13 protein-coding genes are annotated in these 19,565 nt (G+C 70.6%); 8 read left to right on the top strand and 5 right to left on the bottom strand.

The window, feature by feature from the left end:
- Positions 1–268 precede the first annotated feature (268 nt).
- Positions 269–1,177 (top strand): hypothetical protein, encoded by a 909-nt coding sequence (locus ABZX02_RS10635; protein WP_355296932.1) that lies wholly within the window; start codon positions 269–271, stop codon positions 1,175–1,177.
- Positions 1,174–1,704: a histidine phosphatase family protein gene (locus ABZX02_RS10630; protein ID WP_355296930.1), complete on the top strand. Its 531-nt coding sequence runs from the start codon at positions 1,174–1,176 to the stop codon at positions 1,702–1,704. Before ABZX02_RS10635 ends, ABZX02_RS10630 begins: the two co-directional genes overlap by 4 nt.
- Here the strand turns inward: ABZX02_RS10630 and ABZX02_RS10625 are convergent.
- On the bottom strand, positions 1,691–2,845 hold the full coding sequence (locus ABZX02_RS10625) for a metallophosphoesterase (RefSeq protein ID WP_355296928.1): 1,155 nt from the start codon (positions 2,843–2,845) through the stop codon (positions 1,691–1,693). The two genes, ABZX02_RS10630 and ABZX02_RS10625, sit on opposite strands and share 14 nt — an antisense overlap.
- A 187-nt stretch (positions 2,846–3,032) precedes the next feature.
- Between ABZX02_RS10625 and ABZX02_RS10620 the strand changes: the two genes are divergently transcribed.
- Both ABZX02_RS10620 and ABZX02_RS10615 read left to right on the top strand, forming a co-directional pair.
- Positions 3,033–3,422 (top strand): hypothetical protein, encoded by a 390-nt coding sequence (locus tag ABZX02_RS10620; protein ID WP_355296926.1) that lies wholly within the window; start codon positions 3,033–3,035, stop codon positions 3,420–3,422.
- Positions 3,423–3,732: 310 nt separating this feature from the next.
- Positions 3,733–6,741 (top strand): amidohydrolase family protein, encoded by a 3,009-nt coding sequence (locus ABZX02_RS10615; RefSeq protein ID WP_355296924.1) that lies wholly within the window; start codon positions 3,733–3,735, stop codon positions 6,739–6,741.
- A gap of 45 nt (positions 6,742–6,786) precedes the next feature.
- Here ABZX02_RS10615 and ABZX02_RS10610 read toward each other — a convergent pair whose 3' ends face one another.
- Positions 6,787–7,224, bottom strand: a complete 438-nt coding sequence (locus ABZX02_RS10610) for an NUDIX domain-containing protein (protein WP_355296922.1) — start codon at positions 7,222–7,224, stop codon at positions 6,787–6,789.
- Positions 7,225–7,278: 54 nt separating this feature from the next.
- On the opposite strand from ABZX02_RS10610, the gene ABZX02_RS10605 reads away from it, so the two are divergent.
- Positions 7,279–8,214 carry an aminoglycoside phosphotransferase family protein gene (locus tag ABZX02_RS10605; RefSeq protein ID WP_355296920.1) on the top strand — a complete coding sequence of 312 codons (936 nt, stop codon included), beginning with the start codon at positions 7,279–7,281 and terminating at the stop codon, positions 8,212–8,214.
- On the opposite strand, the gene ABZX02_RS10600 is transcribed toward ABZX02_RS10605, so the two are convergent.
- The 3 genes from ABZX02_RS10600 to metH form a co-directional block, all read right to left on the bottom strand.
- A complete protein-coding gene (locus tag ABZX02_RS10600; RefSeq protein ID WP_355296918.1) occupies positions 8,205–10,127 on the bottom strand; it encodes a bifunctional diguanylate cyclase/phosphodiesterase in 1,923 nt (640 codons plus the stop codon). The genes ABZX02_RS10605 and ABZX02_RS10600 overlap by 10 nt on opposite strands.
- Positions 10,124–11,158 carry a sugar ABC transporter substrate-binding protein gene (locus ABZX02_RS10595; RefSeq protein WP_355296916.1) on the bottom strand — a complete coding sequence of 345 codons (1,035 nt, stop codon included), beginning with the start codon at positions 11,156–11,158 and terminating at the stop codon, positions 10,124–10,126. Before ABZX02_RS10595 ends, ABZX02_RS10600 begins: the two co-directional genes overlap by 4 nt.
- Before the next feature lie 128 nt (positions 11,159–11,286).
- A complete protein-coding gene (gene metH / locus ABZX02_RS10590; protein ID WP_355296914.1) occupies positions 11,287–14,859 on the bottom strand; it encodes a methionine synthase in 3,573 nt (1,190 codons plus the stop codon).
- Between the two features lie 157 nt (positions 14,860–15,016).
- On the opposite strand from metH, the gene ABZX02_RS10585 reads away from it, so the two are divergent.
- The 3 genes from ABZX02_RS10585 to ABZX02_RS10575 all read left to right on the top strand — a co-directional run bounded on the left by ABZX02_RS10585 (position 15,017) and on the right by ABZX02_RS10575 (position 19,501).
- Positions 15,017–15,847 (top strand): patatin-like phospholipase family protein, encoded by an 831-nt coding sequence (locus ABZX02_RS10585; RefSeq protein WP_355296912.1) that lies wholly within the window; start codon positions 15,017–15,019, stop codon positions 15,845–15,847.
- A gap of 123 nt (positions 15,848–15,970) precedes the next feature.
- Positions 15,971–17,650 carry a glycosyl hydrolase family 8 gene (locus tag ABZX02_RS10580; RefSeq protein WP_355296910.1) on the top strand — a complete coding sequence of 560 codons (1,680 nt, stop codon included), beginning with the start codon at positions 15,971–15,973 and terminating at the stop codon, positions 17,648–17,650.
- A gap of 162 nt (positions 17,651–17,812) precedes the next feature.
- The gene (locus ABZX02_RS10575; RefSeq protein ID WP_355296908.1) at positions 17,813–19,501 is read left to right on the top strand and encodes a glycosyl hydrolase family 8; all 1,689 of its coding nucleotides are present in this window, start codon (positions 17,813–17,815) and stop codon (positions 19,499–19,501) included.
- Positions 19,502–19,565: the final 64 nt, after the last annotated feature.

Below are 19,565 nucleotides of genomic sequence, written 5' to 3'. Positions count from 1 at the left end.
GAGATCAAGGCGTTCTGCAGGCGTTTTCGTTCCGTGACACGGAAACCGGGAAAAGATCCGGTCCTTCGGGGCTGCGGCGCAGGTGCGGACCGGTGCTTGGCCTGACTCACGAGTCAGGAATCGGCGGTTCTTGCGCCGGTTGTCGTCACGATGCGTAGACGGAAAGGGCTAAGTGCTTGCACAGCGCGCGGTCCATTGAAGTCAAACAACCCGTTCGTGAAAGAACCACACGTTCGGGTGGCCCTGTGTCCCTGGCACACTGCGCTCCGTGCCGACCCAGTTCCCCGACGACCCGACCGAGCGCCACCTGGCGCCCGACCCGGCGCTGATGGAGGCCGCCCGCGCCCGGGGTGCCGCCCGCTGGGCCGCGGCCGGTGACCGGTCGCAGCAGGAGGAGAAACCGCCGGCCGGTCCGTTCAAGCCCCGCGCGGCCGCGATCGCCGCCACCGCCGCGCTCCTCGTGCTCGGCGGGATCGCCATCGTCACGTTCAACGGGGGCTCGGGCGACGGCGCCACCGACATCGCGCAGCCGTCGCACAGCTACATCCCCGGCCTGATCACCCCTCCGGAGGAACTGCCGGAGGAGTCCTCGCAGAGCCGGAACCCGACCCTGGCCTCGTCGGCGCTGGGGTTGATGCCCACGACCACGCCTCCGGCCGCGCAGCCGCCCGCCGGCGACACCGCGCGGGCACCCGGCGGCGCCAAGTCGTTCACCACGGGTCCGGGCTGCGGCGGCTACAGCAGCGTCGGTTCCTACCGTGACGGCCGCAAGGGCTGGGTCGACCACGGCGACGGCCGGTGCGGCTCGACGTTCGTGTCGATCCCGATGTCCGGTGACGCCCGCCGCGACGACACCTCGGCGTACGGCATGTGGACGTTCGCGGTCACCGGCACGTGCGAGGTGTCCGTGCACATCCCGGACGGCGACCTTCAGTCGGTCGGGGGTAACCCGACCGTGTACTACGTGTTCGACCGCAACGGGGTCGGCGGCACCCCGATGGCCTCGTTCGCGATCAAGCAGGTCGACAAGCGCGGCCAGTGGGTCGGCGCGGGGAAGTTCAAGGCCAGCGGAAACCTGACCGTGCAGCTCCTCACCCGAGGTCAGGACTGGAACAGCTCCGGACCCACCTACGCCCATCACGCCGCGAGTGCCGTCAAGGCAGACTGCACGGCGTGACGAGAGATCTCCACCTGGTCCGGCACGGCGAAGCCACGAAGGACGAGTCCCGGCTGACGGCACGAGGGCGCAAGCAGGCCGAGGCACTCGCGGAACGGTTGCGGGGCACGGGGTTCGCGGCCGTGCACCACGGTCCGCTGCCCCGTGCCACCGAGACCGCGTCCATCATCGCCGAGGTGCTGAAGGTGCCCTGCCGCGTCGAGGCGGCGGCCGACGACTTCGTGCCGCACTTCGTCCCCGACCACGACGAGTTCTTCGGCCAGTTCCCCGAGTCCGAACGCACCCGCGGCCCGGCTCTCGCGCACGAGGCCGAGACGCGGTTCGCCCGTCCCGGCGACGGCCCGGTGCTGGTCGTGACGCACTCGTTCCTGATCGGCTGGCTCGTGCGGGACGCGCTCGACGCCCCGCCCGAGAGCTGGCTGACGCTGAACCACGACAACGCGGCGCTGACGGTCATCCGCTACACGACCGGCAGGTCACCGCGCCTCGTGCGGTTCAACGACTCAGGCCACCTCAGCTCGCTTTGAGCGTCAGCAGACTGATCTCGCTGGGCGCGAAGACGCGCATCGGCGGGCCCCAGAAGCCGGAACCGCGGCTCGTGTAGAGCTGGGTGCGGTCGCTGTGCCTCGACAGGCCCGCGACCACCGGCTGCTGCAGGCGCACCAGGTAGTGGAACGGCCAGATCTGCCCGCCGTGCGTGTGCCCGGACAGCTGCAGGTCCACGCCGGCCTCGACGGCCTTCGTGATCTCCGACGGCTGGTGCGCGAGCAGCACGACCGGCGCCGTGGAGTCGGCGCCGTGCAACGCGTGCGCGAGGTCCGCCGCGTGACCGGGCTCGCCGGAGTGGCTCGCGGTGATGTCGTCCGTGCCCGCGAACACGAGCTTGGCGTCGCCGCGTTCGAGCGTCGCGTGCTCGTTGCGCAGCGCCTTCCAGCCGAGGCGGGTCATCAGGTCGACCCAGCCCTGCCCGTTCGAGTAGTACTCGTGGTTGCCGGTGATGTAGAAGCGGTGCGGCGTGTTCACGTCGCCGAGCGGGGTGGCCTGCTCCAAGCGCTGCTCGGCGGTGCCGTCCGCGATGTCCCCGACGTGCACGGCGACGTCGGCGTTGAGCCCGTTGACCGCGTCGACCATGCCGCGCGACCACTTGGCGCGGTTGATGGCGCCGTAGTGAGTGTCGGTGATGACGGCGACCGTCAGTCCGTCGAACGCGGGGTCGAGGCGCGGGATCGTCACGTCCTGCCGCTTGATCCGAGGCACGCGCATCGCCTCGTACACCCCGTAGACCGTCACGGTGACGATGAGGACCGCGAGCAGCACGGCGATGAAACGGGAGCGGAACGGGTTCTCGACGCCGGCCAGCGCCATGGCGAGCCGGACCAGGTCCGTCAGCAGCGTCCACACGAACGCGATCCACACGAACCCGAGCAGGAACTGCGAGATCCGCGCCGCGCGGTCGCTGGAGCGCTGCGTGAACAGCACGATCATCGAGACGGCCGCCGCGACGAACACGACGGCGGCGATCGGCCGCACCGGGTCCGGCCACTCCGCGCTCGCCGCGAAGAGCCCCTCGAACGGCACCCAGAACAGCAGGGTCGTCACGGAGAAGAGGACGAGCGTGAACACCACCCGCCGAACCGTGACGCGGGGCCGGGCAGCGGTGGTCGTCATGCGGGCATCCTCCTGCTTGGGGTCTGTATCCGAGTTCAACGCGCAGACCGGTCAGTTTGTTCGCTCCGGCCGCGATTGACCTCCGTCACAGGCGTTCTCGCAGCTCGGACGCAACCACTCGGGCGCTGGGGAGTCTTCTAGTCAACACCGGAACAGCCGCCTGACCCGACGACCTAGAGTGGGCCACATGATCTTCTACACCGACGAGGAAAGCCGCACGATCCGCACCGCCGTGTACGGGGCGATGCTGCTGGTTTCCCACGCCGACCCCGGCCCCGTGCTGGAGGAACGCTTCGCCGGCCTGCGCGCGCTCTCGAACCTGTCGCCCGACCTGCGCGGCGTCGTGGGAGGCGCCCGCCCGTCCGTGCCCGCCGGCACCGACGAGGAGATCGAGCCGGTCGTCCTGGAGGCGCTGCGCTCGTCGATGAAGACGCTGACGGCCAAGTCGCCGGAGGACGCGGCGGACTTCCCGCGCGCGGTGCTGGCGATCTGCCGCGAGGTGGCCGAGGCGGACGGTGTCGTGGTGGACGCCGAGGACGCGATGGTGGCCCGCATCGAGGGCGCGCTCGCTCTCTGAGCCGTGAGGGCCGGTGTGGCTCGGCCACACCGGTGTGCGGTTTTGACGGAGGGGTTCGGAGCTCGGTGCTTCGGGCTCGCCGCGGCTGACCGGAGCGCGTCACGTGCGTCCGCTGCTGACCGGGGCGCGCCGCGCGTGCCCCGTCGCTGACCGAGAGCGCGGTGCGGACGCGCGGCCGGACAACGCTTTCCCTCCTATCGGGAACCGGTGTCCCACCTGGTGGGCGCTGGGCCGAACGGCCGATGGCGCGCGGCCGGGGCGGTGCCAGGGTGGATCTCCTAGGGGAGACGACACTGGGGAGTGTGCCGCCATGGAACTGTCGCGCCGCGAGCTGCTGACCCGCACCGGCCAGGCCGCCGCCGTCGCCACCGCAGCCTCCGCGCTCACGCCCGGCGCTGCCCAGGCCGAGTCCGGCGCCAGAGTCACCCTGACGCAGGGCACCAACATCTCGGTGGCGCGGTCGCGCGACGGCGAGTGGCTCGCCATCGACCTCGTCACCGCCATCTGGGTGCTGCCGTCCGGAGGCGGTGAGGCGCGCAAGCTCACCGACGAGCTGCAGGACGCCACCCTGCCGTCGTTCGGTCCCGGCGGCCAGATCGCGTTCCAGTCCTATCGGGACGGCAACTACCACCTCTACGTCATCGGCTTGGACGGCAAGGGGCTCAGGCAGCTCACGCGGGGGAGGTACGACCACCGCGAGCCCGCGTTCTCGCCGGACGGCCGGCACCTCGCGTTCGTCAGCGACCGGGCCGGCAGCTACGGCGTGCACCTGCTGGAGCTCGCCACGGGCACGATCACGCAGCTCACCGGGGTGCCGGACGAGGCGGCCGCGCCGCAGTGGTCCAGTGACGGCACGCGGATCATCTTCACCGTCGGCAACGCGGCGGTGGACGTCGTGGCGCTGGACGGGACGCGGGAGCGGCTTGTCACGGCGCCGGCCGGGACGCAGGTGTTCGGCGCGGCGTTCGGGCCCGGCGGGCAGCCCAGCTACACGCGGATGCGGCCCGGGCTGGCCGAGTTGGTGCTCGGGACGAGCGTCGTGGTGACCGGGGAGGACGTCTTCGGGTTCGCCCCCGTCTGGGACGGCGAGCGCGTCCTCTACACCGCGGACGGCCGGATTCGCAGTCGTGCCAGCGGAACCGTGCGGGACATCCCGTTCCGCGCGACGGTGCCGGTCCGCACCGAGCGCCGGCAGCACCGGACCCGCAACCTCACGGGTGGTGCGGTCAAAGGCATCGCGAGCCCGGTGGTGTCGACGGACGGCAGGATCGCCTTCCGGGCGTTGAACGCGCTCTACCTGCTGACCGACGGCAAGGCCACCAAGCTCACGGACGGGAGGTACTTCGACTCCGACCCCGACTTCTCGCCCGACGGCAAGAAGATCGTGTACGCGAGCGACCGCACCGGCGTTGCGCAACTGTGGCTTCGCGACCTGAGCACCGACAAGGACGAGCTGTACGCGCCGGCCCCGCACGCGCAGACCACGCCGCGCTTCTCACCGGACGGCACCAAGGTCGCCTACCTGGACCAGGACGGCCAGGTGTGGATCACGGACCGGCAGGCGCGCAGGCAGGTCACGCCGACGCTGTTCCAGCCCGGCCGGCCGACGTGGTCGAAGGACGGCACCGTCGTCGCACTCGCCGCGGTGAAGCCGTTCTCGCGCCGGTTCCGCGAGGGGACGAGCCAGGTCCTCAGCGTCGACCTGGTGAGCGGTGAGCTCCGGTACACCGAGCCCATGCCGTTCCGGTCCATCGCCACGCGCGGCGACGACGGGCCGGTGTGGTCGTCGGACGGCAAGCGCATCGCGTTCGTCGTCGAGAGTGTCGCGTGGGTCGTCGACGTGGACGCCAAGGGCACCTTCCTGGGCGAGCCGCGGCAGGTCACCCGCGAGGTCACGGACTCGCTGGCATGGCACGGCAAAGAAACGTTGGTGTACCTGAACAACGGCAGGCTTCGAAAGTCCACACTGGACGGCAGGACGACGACGATCCGGCACGGACTGACCTGGCGCAGGCCGAAAGCGCCGGACCGCGAGGTGATCCGCGTCGGGGCGTACTGGGACGGCGAGGCGCACGAGCTCAGGCGGGACGTCGACATCGTCGTGCAGAACGGCGCCGTCCAGGAGATCCGCCCGCAGCGCGGCAAGGCCGACGTCGACAACAGCGGCCTCACCGCCATCCCCGGCCTGATCGACGCCCACAACCACTGGCACCTGCGCGGCCGCCAGTGGGGCGCGCGGCAGGGCAACGCCTGGCTCGCCTACGGCGTCACGACCGTCCGCTCGCCCGGCGACCCGGTCTACCAGATGATCGAGACCAGGGAGGCGCTGGCGGCCGGAACCCTGACGGGGCCGAGGTTCTACGCCACCGGCGAGGCCGTCGACGGGTCGCGCGTCTACTACAACTTCATGCGCCCCACGCTGAGCAAGGTACAGCTCGACCTCGAACTGCGCCGCGCTCACGAGCTGGGCTACGACCTGGTCAAGACCTACGTCCGCCTGCCCGTCGAACTGCAGCGCGCCGCCGTGCAGCGCTCCCGCGTGCCGCTGTCGAGCCACTACCTCTACCCGGCGGCGAACCTCGGCATGGACGGGCAGGAGCACGTCGGCGCCACCAACCGCCTCGGCTACTCGCACACGATCACCAGGCAGGGCAAGGCTTATCAGGACGTGGTGGCGCTGTTCACCGCCTCCGGCATGTCCGTCACGCCCACGCTGTTCCAGTCGCGCGCCCTGTACGACACCGACAAGTCGCTGGTCACCGACGAACGCACCCGCGTGCTGTACCCGCCGTGGGAGTACGAGCGGTTCGTGGCCGACGCCGCCACGCAGGGCACCCCGGCGGCGACGGCGTCCCGCGCGGTCCTGAAGGGCTGGGTCGAGCTGGCGCTGAACGTCCACCGCGGCGGCGGGCTCGTCATCACCGGCACCGACGCGCCGCTCGACAGCCCCGCGACCGCCACCCACCAGAACCTGCGTGCCCTCGTCGAGTACGGCTTCACCCCGAGGGAGGCGCTCGTCACCGCGACCCGCAACCCCGCGAGGTGGCTCGGCCTGCCGCTCGGCGCGATCAGGCCGGGCGCGCCCGCCGACATCGCGTTCGTCCGGGGCAACCCGCTCGCCGACATCAAGGCCGCGGCGAACGTCGAGCAGGTCGTGGTCGGCGGTGTGCGGCACCGCGTCCCGGACCTGCTCGCGCCCTACCGCGACCGGCCGCAGACGTTCGCCACGACGGCCGCGCTCGACCCGTTGCCCTCGGCGGAGAACAGGCACTGGTGGCACGAACCGGAGTGGGCCGAGCGGGTCTGCTGCGATCACTGAGCCGGGGACGCTCCCGAGCGGGAGCCGCCCCTGGCGGGCTCCCCGCTACTCCCAGCCCAGCAGCCCGAACGTCTCCCCGGCCAGGTACCCGGTGATCCCCGCGGCGGAGTAGGCGATCATGTCCGCGGGCAGCGCCCGGAGCCCGAACCACCGCACCTCCGAACACTTCCCGGGCTCGCGGTTCACCGGCTCGCCGCTCCACCGCCGCACCTCGAAGAACAGCCCGAGCCGCGGCTCCACACCGGACCCGTTGGCGTGCACCGTGTGCACGTGCCGCAGGTCGCCGGGCGCGATCACCACCCCGACCTCCTCCGCGGCCTCCCGCGCGGCCCCGGCGAGCACCGACTCGCCCGCGTCGAGCTTCCCGGACGGCAGGTGCCACAGCCCGTCGAACCGCGGATCGGTGTCCCGGCGGAGGATCAGCAGCACGTCCTCCCCGCGCACGAGCAGCACGTGGACGTCGATCAGGTGCCGGTCGGCCATGACCCCACCGTAAATGATCTGCGTCGGGCCACCGGGTCGTGACACGATCGTGCCATGAACGCCTTCGCGACCCCCGAGGACATCGCCCGCCGCACCACCGCCGCCCGCGACGCCGCCGTGGCCGCCGGACGCGAGCTCGGCCTCGAGATCACCGAGGGCAGGGTGCTCTACGAGCTGTTCTCGGTCGTCGTGCACCTCGCGCCCGCGCCGGTCGTCGCCCGCGTCCCGACCGTCCTGCCGCACACCACGACCCTCGACAGCCTCGCCCGGCGCCAGCGCCAGGAGCTCGACGTCGCGCAGTGGCTGCACGACCAGGGCACCCCGGTGATCCCGCCGAGCCCGCTCGTGCCGCGCGAACCCGTGCAGCGCGACGGTTTCTCGATCACGTTCTGGCCGTACACCGAGGAGGACAAGTCCTCGGAACCCGACTACGTCAAGAACTCCGAGCTCGCCGCCGACCTCCACCTGGCCCTGCGCGACTACCCCGGCGAGCTCGAGTTCCTGTCGTCCGCCGAGCCCCGGTTCGTCCGCGAAGGCCTCCAGCGGCTCCAGGGCGTCGACATCGTGACCGAGGCGGACCTCCGGCGCGCCCAGGCCGAGTGGGAGGTCCTGGAGCCGCTTGTCAGCGACGAGGCCGCGTTCCGCGCCCGGTTCCCCGGTGTCGAGCTCCAGCCGATCCACGGCGACTCCCCGCCCGCGAACATCTTCGCGGGCGTCGACGGCCCGTTGTTCTCCGACTTCGAGCTGATCACCCGCGGGCCGGTCGAGTGGGACCTCGGCGGCCTCGGGCCGGAGCTCGAAGCCGCCTACAACCGGGGCGCGCGCAAGAACGGGCTGCGCGAGCTCGACGCGGAGGTGCTCCGGTTCGTCAACGCCGTGGGCGCGATCCGGGTCATGGCCTACCTGTCGTGCGCGGACCAGCTGCCCGCGATGCTCGAGTTCATGAAGCCGTTCATCGCGCAGTGGCGGGACACCGACCCCTACGCGTGAGCGGCGGCCCGGTCTCCCAGCCAGGACACGACTTCCTCGGCGGGCAACGGCTCGCTGAGGAAGTACCCCTGCACCACGTCGCACCCGGCCTCGGCCAGCGCGGTCCAGGTGTCCTGGTCCTCCACGCCCTCCGCGACGGCCTGCAGCCCGAAGTTGCGGGCCAGCGCCACCAGCGCGTGCACGATCGCCGAATCGCCCGCGTCCGTGCACATGTGCGTCACGAACGACCGGTCGAGCTTCATCTCGTGCACCCGCATGCTGCGCAGGTACGAGATCGACGAGTACCCGGTGCCGAAGTCGTCGATCGACAGCCGCACGCCCAGCTCCGTCAGGCCGCGCAGCACCTCCACCGCGCGGTCCGGGTCCGAGATGATCGCGGACTCGGTGATCTCCAGCGTCAGCAGCCGCGCCGGCAGGCCGTGCCGCTTGATCAGGTCGGCCACGTCGCCGGGGAACTCGGTGTGGTGCAGGCAGGCCGCGCCCACGTTCACCGACACCGGCACCTCCCAGCCCGCGTCCGACCAGGCCCGGCACTGCCGCAGGGCCGCGTCGATCACGTACCGGGTCAGCGGCTCGATGAGGCCGTTCTCCTCGGCGACCGGGATGAACTCGTCGGGACGGACGAGTCCGCGCGTCGGGTGCTGCCAGCGGGCCAGCGCCTCGACGCCGCACACCGCGCCCGTGTTCGCGAGCGCCTTGGGCTGGTAGTGCAGGAACAGCTCGCCGCGGTCGATCGCGTGCCGCAGCTCCGTCACGGCCGTCAGGTGCGCCGCGCCGCGGTCGTGCAGGCGGGCGTCGTAGACCGCGACACCGGACTTCTCGCGCTTCGCCGCGTACATCGCGATGTCCGCGTGCCGCAGCAGTTCGTGGCCGTCGCCCGAGTCCGCCGGGCACAGCGCCACGCCGACGCTGCCCGCGATCTCCAGCTCCAGGCCCTCCAGCGTCACCGGCATCGCCAGCGCCTGCAGGATCTTCTCCGCGACCATGCTCGCGTTCTCCGCCGAGCCGACGCCGGGCAGCAGCACGGCGAACTCGTCGCCGCCCAGCCGCGCCACCAGGTCCGTGTCGCGCACCGCCCACGACAGGCGGTTCGCCACCTGGCGCAGCAGCAGGTCGCCGGTGTGGTGCCCGAGCGAGTCGTTGACCTCCTTGAACCGGTCGAGGTCCACGATCAGCAACGCGAGCGGCTCGTCCTTCTTGCGCGCCTGGTCGACGGCGTGCTCCATGCGCCGCGCGAGCAGCGCCCGGTTCGCGAGGCCCGTCAACGTGTCGTGGTGCGCCTCGTGCTCGTTCTTCGCGGCCTGGCGCAGGATCATCCGCCGCTGGCCCACCAGCACCATGCCGAACAACGCCACGAGGGCCACGTCCAGCACGAACACCACGATCTGCGCGATCCGCAGCCGCGCGTTCTCCGCGTCGGCCGTGCGCAGGTACTCGTTGGTGTCGAGACGCACGGTCCCGATCGTGGAGGTGATCTGGCGCTGGAGCGACGAGTGCGCGAGCGAGGCCTGGACCGCCTGCGCCTGGTCGCCGCCCTCGACCACCTTGCGCAGCATGTCCGAGCTCTGGTCGTAGAGCGGCAGCAGCTTGCCGACCTCGTCGGCGTCGGACGGCCTGCCGTTGGCGCGCAGCCAGTCCAGGTCCGCGCGGGCGGACCCGACGGAGTTCCGCAGCGGCTCGACGGTCTGCGGTGTCCGCGCGACCTGCAGGTCCCGCAACGCGTTGTCGGCGACGTTGATGTGCTCCAGCACGCGGCTCCACCGCTCGCTGGTGTCGTTGAGCTCGCGCACGTGCGCGGTCGTCGACCGCGCGTTGATGCTGCTCCAGAGCGCCAGTCCCGCGAGGACCAGCAGCCCGAACGTCAGCCCCGCCGTCGCCACCCGTGCGGTGGCGCGACCTTCCCAAAAGCTCACCGTGCCTGCTCCAACGGTCGCACCCAGCTCGCCGGGTCCTCGGCGAAGCTGTCGATCTGAGGCTGGAAGTACTCCCTGCGCGCCTTCTCCGACTCCTGCCGGCGCAGGACCTGCTCCAGGTTCGCGGTCGTGACCGTGAGCCCGGGCGTCTCGATCCAGCCCTCCGGCAGCACGCCGCCGCCCTTCGCGTGCCGTGCGAGGAGCCAGCCTGCCACAGCGCCCTTGAGGTAGTGCTCGGGCGAGACGGACGCCACCATCGCGCCGTCCCGCACCGCCTGCAACGTTCTCGGGTCGACCCCGAACCCGCCCACCAGCCACCTCGCCGACTTCTCGGTCCTGAGCGCGGCGAGGTTCACGCCGTCGCAGTCGCCCGTTCCAACGAACGCGAGGGCGTTCGGGTTCGCCTCGACGAGACGTCTCCACGTGACTCGATTCGCGGCGTCGTCACGTTGCGTGTCGAACGGCCCCAGCACCACTACCCCCGGTAGCTTTTCGGCGAACCGACCCCGGATTCCCTCGGCCCGGTCGTCGAACCCGGCGAGTCCCGGAGCGGTGTTTCCCAGCACCACTGTTCCGGTCGCATCCGCCGGCAAGCGGCGCATCAACTCGTCAGCCAGCTTTTCGCCGAGTTCGTAGTCGTCGTTACCGATGTGGAGCCGCACTCCGGAACTCGCGGTGAGCCGCATGTCGACACCGACCACCGCGACGCGCTGACCCAGTGCCTCCCCGATGGACGGTGCCATCAGCGCGGGCTCCGAGGTCGCCACGGCGATTCCGCCTTTCGCGGTCGTCGTCAAATCCCGGAACAACTCGACTTCCTTGTGCCCGTCCTGGCCGGGAGGCCCGGTCACCGTCGCGCTGACCCCGCCGACCCTCCCGACGCCCTCGTGGAAACCGCTGGTCATCTCCTGCGCGAAGGAGCCACCCGTGCGCTTCACGACGAAACCCACGTGCGGCAACGCCGCCGAGTCGCCGGCGGCACCGCATCCCGCCACCAGCACCAGACCCAGCGTCAGCGCCGCAGCTCGCATCGATGACCTCGGGCTCGCTCTACCTACGGGGGTGATTGATCTCCAGAGCGGCCGATGCTACATCGGTTGACACCAAACCGGACAACGCCCACCGGTAACCGGCAAGCGCTTTCACGTTCCGGAACCGGTCAGGCGGGGTCGTACCCGAGGTTCGGGCGCAGCCACTGCTCGACCTCGGCGACCGGCTTGCCGTACCGCCGCGCGTAGTCCTCCACCTGGTCGCGCCCGAGCCGCCCGACCGTGAAGTACTTCGCCCCGGGGTGCTGGAAGATCAGGCCGCTCACGCTCGCCGCCGGGTTCATCGCGAACGACTCGGTCAGCGAGACCCCGATCTCCTCCGCGCCCAGCAGGTCGAACAGCTCGCGCTTCACCGTGTGGTCCGGGCAGGCCGGGTAGCCGAGCGCCGGCCGGATGCCGCGGAACTTCTCCGCGTGCAGGTCGGCGAGCTCCGGCTGGGCGTCGGGCTCGAACCAGTCGCGGCGCGCGCGCAGGTGGATCCACTCGGCGAACGCCTCGGCGAGGCGGTCGGCCAGCGCCTTCACCATGATGGCGCGGTAGTCGTCGTTCTTGGCCTCGTACTGCCCGGCCAGCTTCTCGGCGCCGAGGATCGTGACGGCGAATCCGCCGATGTGGTCGCCGGACGGCGCGACGTAGTCGGACAGGCAGCGATTCGGGCGCGAGAGCGGCTTTTGCGTCTGCTGGCGCAGCATCGGAATGCGCACGCCGTTGTCGAGCAGGATGTCGTCGCCCTCGGAATGCGCGGGCCAGTAGCCGTAGACGCCCTTCGCCTCGAACAGTTCGCCCGCGACGATTTCGTCCAGCAACGCGGTCGCGTCGTCGTAGAGCTCACGCGCGACCGGCTGTTCGAGAATCGCCGGGAACTTGCCCTTGAGTTCCCACGCGAGGAACAGGAACGTCCAGTCGATGAACTCGCGCAGTTCCGCCAAAGAAGGCGTCAGCACGCGGGTGCCGGTGAACTCCGGCGTCGGCAACTCGGAGAAATCGACCTTTTCCGCGTTCGCGCGCGCGTCCTCCACCTTGAGCAGCGGGACGGACCTGCGGTTCTCGTGCTGCTCGCGCAGGCGGGCCTGCTCGGCGCGGTTGGTGAGGTTCAGCTCGTGGCTGCGGCGGTCGTCGAGCAGGTCGGAGACGACGCCGACGACCCGGGACGCGTCGAGCACGTGCACGACCGGCTCGTCGAAGACCGGGGCGATCTTCACGGCGGTGTGCTGCTTCGACGTGGTGGCGCCGCCGATCAGCAGCGGCAGCTTCATGCCGCGGCGCTGCATCTCCTCGGCGACCGAGACCATCTCGTCCAGCGACGGGGTGATCAGGCCGGACAGGCCGATGACGTCGGCGTGCTCCTTGATCGCGGTGTCGAGGATCTTCGCCGCCGGGACCATCACGCCGAGGTCGATCACCTCGTAGTTGTTGCAGCCCAGCACGACGCCGACGATGTTCTTGCCGATGTCGTGGACGTCGCCCTTGACGGTGGCGAGCACGACCTTGCCGTTGCCGCCCGCGGTGGCCTTCGGCTCGGCGTCCATGAACGGCTCCAGGTACGCGACTGCGCGCTTCATCACGCGGGCGCTCTTCACGACCTGGGGCAGGAACATCTTGCCGGAGCCGAACAGGTCGCCGACGACCTTCATGCCGTCCATCAGCGGGCCCTCGATGACGTCGAGGGGGCGGGGCAGCGCCTGGCGGGCCTCCTCGGTGTCGGCCTCGATGAAGTCGACGACGCCGTGCAGGATCGCGTGCTCCAGGCGCTTCGCGACCGGGGCCTCCCGCCACGACAGGTCGACCACGCGCTTCTGGCCGGGGCCCTTGACGGTCTCGGCGTGCGCGACGAGCCGGTCGGTGGCGTCCTCGCGGCGGTTGAAGATGACGTCCTCGACCAGTTCCAGCAGCTCGGGCTGGATGTCCTGGTAGACGACGAGTTGGCCCGCGTTGACGATGCCCATGTCGAGACCCGCCTTGACGGCGTGGAACAGGAACGCCGAGTGCATGGCCTCGCGGACGACGTCGTTGCCGCGGAAGGAGAACGACAGGTTCGAGATGCCACCACTGATGCGGACGCCCGGACAGCGCTCCTTGATCCGGGGCAGGGCGTCGATGAACGCCTTGGCGTAGCCGTTGTGCTCCTCGATGCCGGTCGCGACGGCGAGCACGTTGGGGTCGAAGATGATGTCCTCGGCCGGGAAGCCGGCCTGCTGCGTGAGCAGGTCGTAGGCTCGGGCGCAGATCTCGACCTTGCGGTCGGTCGTGTCGGCCTGGCCGGTCTCGTCGAACGCCATGACCACGACGCCGGCGCCGTAGTCGCGGATCGTGCGGGCCTGGTGCAGGAAGGGCTCCTCGCCCTCCTTGAGGCTGATCGAGTTGACCACGCCCTTGCCCTGCACGCACCGCAGGCCCGCCTCCAGCACGGTCCAGCGGGAGCTGTCGATCATCACCGGGATGCGGGCGATCTCCGGCTCGGTCGCGATGAGGTTCAGGAACGTGGTCATCGCCTGCTCGCCGTCGAGCAGGTCGGCGTCCATGTTGACGTCGAGCAGGTTCGCGCCGCCGCGGACCTGCTCCAGCGCCACGTCGAGCGCGGCCTGGTGGTTGTCCGCCTCGATCAGCCGGCGGAACTTGGCGGAGCCGGTGACGTTGGTGCGCTCGCCGATCATCACGAACCCGGTGTCGGGGCCGATCTCGAACGTCTCCAGGCCGCTGTAGCGGGTGGTGTGGCGCGGCTGGACGACCTCGCGCGCGTCGATGCCCTTCACCGCGTCCGCGACGGCCTTGATGTGGGCGGGGGAGGTGCCGCAGCAGCCGCCGACGACGTTGACGATGCCCTTGTCCGCGAAGTCCTTCAGCAGGGCGGCGGTCTCGTCGGGGGTCTGGTCGTAGCCGCCGAACGCGTTGGGCAGGCCGGCGTTGGGGTGGCAGGCGACGTAGGTGTTCGCGAGGCGCGCGAGGTCCGTGACGTGCGGGCGCATCTCCTCGGCACCGAGGGAGCAGTTCACGCCGACGACCAGCGGCTCGGCGTGCGCGATCGAGTCCCAGAACGCCTCGACGGTCTGGCCGGAGAGCGTGCGGCCGGACAGGTCGACGATCGTCACCGAGATCCACAGCGGCAGGTCGGGCGCGACCTCGCGGGCGGCGGCGATGGCGGCCTTGCAGTTCAGCGTGTCGAAGATCGTCTCGATCAGCAGCAGGTCGACGCCGCCCTCGTGCAGCGCCGCGATCTGCTCCGCGTAGGAGGCCTTGACCTGCTCGAACGTGACGGCGCGGAACGCCGGGTCCTCGACCTTGGGCGACAGCGAGAGCGTGACGTTGAGCGGGCCGACCGAGCCCGCGACGAACCGGCCGCCGAACTCGTCCGCGGCCTGCCGGGCGAGGCGGGCGCCGGCGATGTTCATCTCGCGGACGCGGCTCTCGAGCCCGTAGTCGGCCTGGCCGATCGAGGTGGCGGTGAAGGTGTTGGTGGTCGTGATGTCCGCGCCCGCCGCGAGGTACCGCCGGTGCACGTCGAGCACCAGGTCCGGGCGGGTGAGGTTGAGCAGGTCCGGGTCGCCCGCGACGTCCGGGACGTGGCCGGAGTACTCGTCGCCGTAGTAGTCGGCGGGGGAGAGCTGGGCCTGCTGGAACATCGTGCCCCAGGCACCGTCCAGCACGGCGATCCGCTGGTCCAGCAGGGACTTGAGTCCACTCACGCGCGCTCCCGAAAAGTCGGAAGCGCCCTTGTTCGTGGTGGAACGAAGCCGAGCGTGGCAGGCTTGCTGGCCCGTTGCAGCGCTTCTCGGTTTCACCGCACAGGCTACCAAGAGTGACCATGGACCAGGAACTCGTCTCACTCCATAGGATGGCCGGGTGACGGGACAACGCGCGTTGGTGCTGGGTGGCGGCGGAGTGACCGGAATCGCCTGGGAGACGGGGATTCTGCACGGACTGGCCGAGCAGGGTGTCGACCTGACGGGCGCCGACCTGTTCGTGGGCACGTCGGCGGGATCGGTCGTGGCGACGGAGCTGGCGGGCGGCGGTGTGCTCGCCGACCTGTACGCGGGACAGCTGGCGCCGCCGGAGGGGGAGATCCCGGCGCGTCTCACGTCGTGGATGGTCGTCCGGTACGCGCTTTCCTACGTGATGCCGGGGACGCCGGCGCAGAAGCGGGCACGACTCGGCAAGGCGGCGCTGAAAGCCCGCACTCCGTCGGAGGAGTCGCGTCTCGCGGTGTTCGACTCGCGACTGTCCACGAAGGACTGGCCGGAGCGCCCGCTGAAGGTCACCGCCGTCGACACCGCGACCGGGAAGTTCGTGGCGTTCGACCGGGACAGCGGGGTGCCGCTGGTGAAGGCGGTCGCGTCGAGCTGCGCGGTGCCGCTGGTGTGGCCGCCGGTGTCCGTCGACGGCAGCCGGTACATGGACGGCGGCATGCGGTCGGTGGCCAACGTGGACCTCGCCGCCGGCTACGAGAGGGTCGTCGTGATCGCGCCGCTGACGCGGTCGGCCAGTCCGGCGGCGACGCCGCAGGCGCAGGCCGCGAAGCTCGGCGTGCCGTCGATCGTGATCAGCCCGGACGCCGCCGCGCTGGCCGCGATCGGCAAGAACCTGCTGGACCCGGCCCGGCGCGGGCCCGCCGCGGAGGCGGGACGGACGCAGGCCGCGTCGATCGCCGAGTCCGTCCGGGAGGTCTGGAACTAGTCCCGGTCGCCGATCTGTCCGGGACAACTGGTCCGCACCTCTTGTCCGAACTCGACCCACCCGCCTATGGTCGCCGCGATCCAGACATTAGGCAGGTTTGTTAACAATTGGGTGGAGGTGGGTGTGGACAGACGATCGGCTTGGGCGGCGGTCAGTGCCTGCGGTCTCGTGGCTGGTCTCCTGGTGGCGGGGACGACCAGCGCGACGGCGGCGGATCCGCTGGTGTCGCAGGGCAGGGCGGTGACGGCGTCCTCGGTCGAGGCGGCCGGGCTGGAGGCCGCGAAGGCGGTGGACGGCAGCGCGTCGACCCGCTGGGCCTCCGCGGAGGGCAGCGACCAGGAGTGGCTGAGGGTCGACCTCGGCTCGACGCACTCGGTGAGCCGCGTGCGTCTCAACTGGGAGGCCGCGTACGCCAGGGGTTACCGGGTGCAGACGTCGCCCGACGACTCGGCGTGGACGGACGTGTACTCGACGGCCGCCGGTGACGGTGGCGTCGACGACCTCACTGTCTCCGGGGCCGGCCGGTACGTGCGCGTGCTCGGCACGGCCCGCGGCACCGCGTGGGGCTATTCGCTGTGGGAGCTGGAGGTCTACGGCGTGGCGGGCGGCACCCCGCCGACCACGACCACGACAACCACCCCGCCGTCGAACGGGCTCGGGTACGCGTTCGGCAGCAGGAAGACCCCGTACGCGTCGGGGGTGCTGCGGCCTTCGGGGTCGACGTCCACCCTGGACGCGCAGGTGGTGGACTACTACCAGCGCTGGAAGTCCGCGTTCGTGCGGCAGAACTGCGGCAACGGCTGGTACCAGGTGATCTCGCCCGACGCCGACCACCCGTACGTCGCCGAGGCGCAGGGCTACGGCATGGTCGTCGTCGCGACGATGGCCGGCGCGGACCCGGACGCGAGGAAGATCTTCGACGGCCTGGTGAAGTGGCGCAACGACCACCCGTCCTCGATCAACCGCGACCTCCTCGCGGCGGAGCAGGACGTGAACTGCCGCAGCGTCAACGGCGGCGACGGCGCCACGGACGGCGACATGGACGTGGCTTACGGGCTGCTGCTCGCCGACCGGCAGTGGGGAAGCACCGGTACTCACAACTACAAGCAGCTGGCGATCCGGCACATCAACGCGATCAAGGCCAGTGAGGTCAACCCGCAGACCAACCTGCTCAAGCTGGGCGACTGGACCAGCGCGGGCGACCAGTACTACTACCTCTCGCGGTCGTCGGACTGGATGGTCGACCACTTCCGGGCGTTCCGGAAGGCGACGGGGGACGGCGCGTGGGACACGATCCGCGCGGCGCACCAGAACCTGATCGGGCAGCTGCAGCAGAACTACGCGCCCGGCACCGGTCTGCTGCCCGACTTCGTGGAGAACACGAACTCCTCCGCGCGCCCTCCCGCCGGGCAGGTGCTGGAGAGCGCGAACGACGGCAGGTACTACTGGAACGCCTGCCGCGTTCCGTGGCGCATCGGCGCGGACGCGGTGACGAGCGGCGACTCCCAGTCGCTGACGGCGGCCCGCAAGCTCAACACGTGGGTGAAGTCCAAGACCGGCGGCAACCCGAACACCATCGCGATCGGCTACCAGCTGAACGGCACGCAGCTCTCCGGTGGCAGCGCCGCCGCGTTCTTCGCGCCGTTCGCCGTGGTGGCCGCGACCGATCCGGGCAGCCAGGCGTGGCTGGACGCGTTGTGGACCAAGATGGTGCAGACGCCGATCGACGGCGGCAGCTACTTCTCGGCGAGCATCCAGCTCCAGGTGATGATCACGGTCACGGGCAACCACTGGGTGCCCTGACCTGAGCACGACGCGGCCCCGGAGGTGGTTCAGACCTCCGGGGCCGCGTGCTGTCCGAACGCGCAACTACCCGCCGGTAACCTTGTGAGCTGCGCAGATGCCTGCCTACGGTCGCCCTCCACTTGTATTGACACCTTTGTTAACTAATTGGTGGAGGCGGTCGTGGGCGGCAGAACGACGGCGTTGGGAGCGGCCGGGCTCGTGCTCGGCCTGCTCGTGGCGGGGACGACCATCGCGGTGGCGGCGGACCCGCTGGTCTCGCGCGGCAAGGCGGTGACCGCCTCCTCGGTCGAGGGCAGCGGGTTCGAGGCCGGCAAGGCGGTCGACGGCAGCACGTCGACGCGCTGGGCGTCCGCGGAGGGCCACGACCCCGAGTGGCTGCGGGTCGACCTCGGCACGGCGCACGCGGTCAGCCGCGTGAAGCTCAACTGGGAGGCGGCCTACGCCCGGTCCTACCGGGTCCAGACCTCACCCGACGGTTCCTCGTGGACCGACGTCTACTCGACGGCCAGCGGCGACGGCGGCACCGACGACCTGACGGTGTCCGGTTCGGGCCGGTACGTGCGGGTCTACGGCACCGCACGCGGCACGACGTACGGCTACTCGTTGTGGGAGCTCGAGGTCTACGGCGTCAGCGGCGGCACCCCGACGACCACCACGCCGCCGACGACCACGACCACGCCGCCGTCGAACGGCCTCGGCTACCCGTTCGGCAGCAGGCAGACCCCTTACGCCGCCGGGATCCTGCGCCCGTCAGGCAGCACGTCCGCGCTGGACGCGAAGATCGTCGACTTCTACCAGAGGTGGAAGGCCGCGTTCGTGAAGCAGAACTGCGGCAACGGCTGGTACGGGATCTACTCGCCGGACGCCGACCACGCCTACGTCGCGGAGGCCCAGGGCTACGGCATGGTGATCACCGCGCAGATGGCGGGCGCCGACCCGGACGCCAAGAAGATCTTCGACGGCCTGCTGAAGTTCAAGCTCGACCACCCGTCGATCTACAACCCCGACCTGCTCGCGTCGGAGCAGGACGAGAACTGCCGCAGCGTCAACGGCAGCGACAGCGCGACCGACGGCGACATGGACACCGCCTACGGCCTGCTGCTCGCCGACCGCCAGTGGGGCAGCACCGGCACCTACAACTACAAGCAGATCGCCATCAGGAACATCAACGCGATCAAGAAGAGCCTCGTCAACCCGAACACGAACCTGCTGCTGATGGGCGACTGGTCCAACTCCGGCAACAGCAGGCAGTACTACGGCTCCCGGTCGTCGGACTGGATGTCCGACCACTTCCGCGCGTTCCGCAAGGCGACCGGCGACGCGGCCTGGGACACCATCCGCGCCAAGCACCAGGACCTGATCGCCACCCTGCAGTCGAAGTACGCGCCGAACACCGGCCTGCTGCCGGACTTCGTGCAGGACACCAACTCGACGCCGAAGCCGGCGGTCGGCAAGCTGTTGGAGAGGGACGACACCGACGGCAAGTACTGGTACAACGCGTGCCGCGACCCGTGGCGCATCGGCGCGGACGCGGCGCTGACCGGGGACGCGAAGTCGCTGGCGGCGGCCCGCAAGATGAACTCGTGGATCAAGGGCAAGACCGGTGGTGACCCGAACAGGATCGCGACCGGGTACACCCTGTCCGGCACCCAGATCCAGAGCGGCGGCGACGCGGCGTTCTTCGCGCCGTTCGCGGTGGCGGCGTCGACCGACCCCGGCAGCCAGGCGTGGCTGGACGCGTTGTGGGCCAAGATGCTGAGCACGCCCGTCGACACGAACACGTACTTCGGCGCGAGCATCCAGCTGCAGGTGATGATCACGGTGTCCGGCAACCACTGGATCCCGTAGGCCCCTGTCCGCTCGGTCCCCGGACGCGGGGACCGAGCGGGCTTGACCTTGACCCTGGGTCAGG

The organism is Lentzea sp. NPDC003310 (assembly GCF_040610935.1).
In the GTDB taxonomy this organism is placed as follows: domain Bacteria; phylum Actinomycetota; class Actinomycetes; order Mycobacteriales; family Pseudonocardiaceae; genus Lentzea.
Note: the sequence above shows the minus strand (reverse complement) of the source record. Positions and strands in the feature narration are given on the sequence as shown.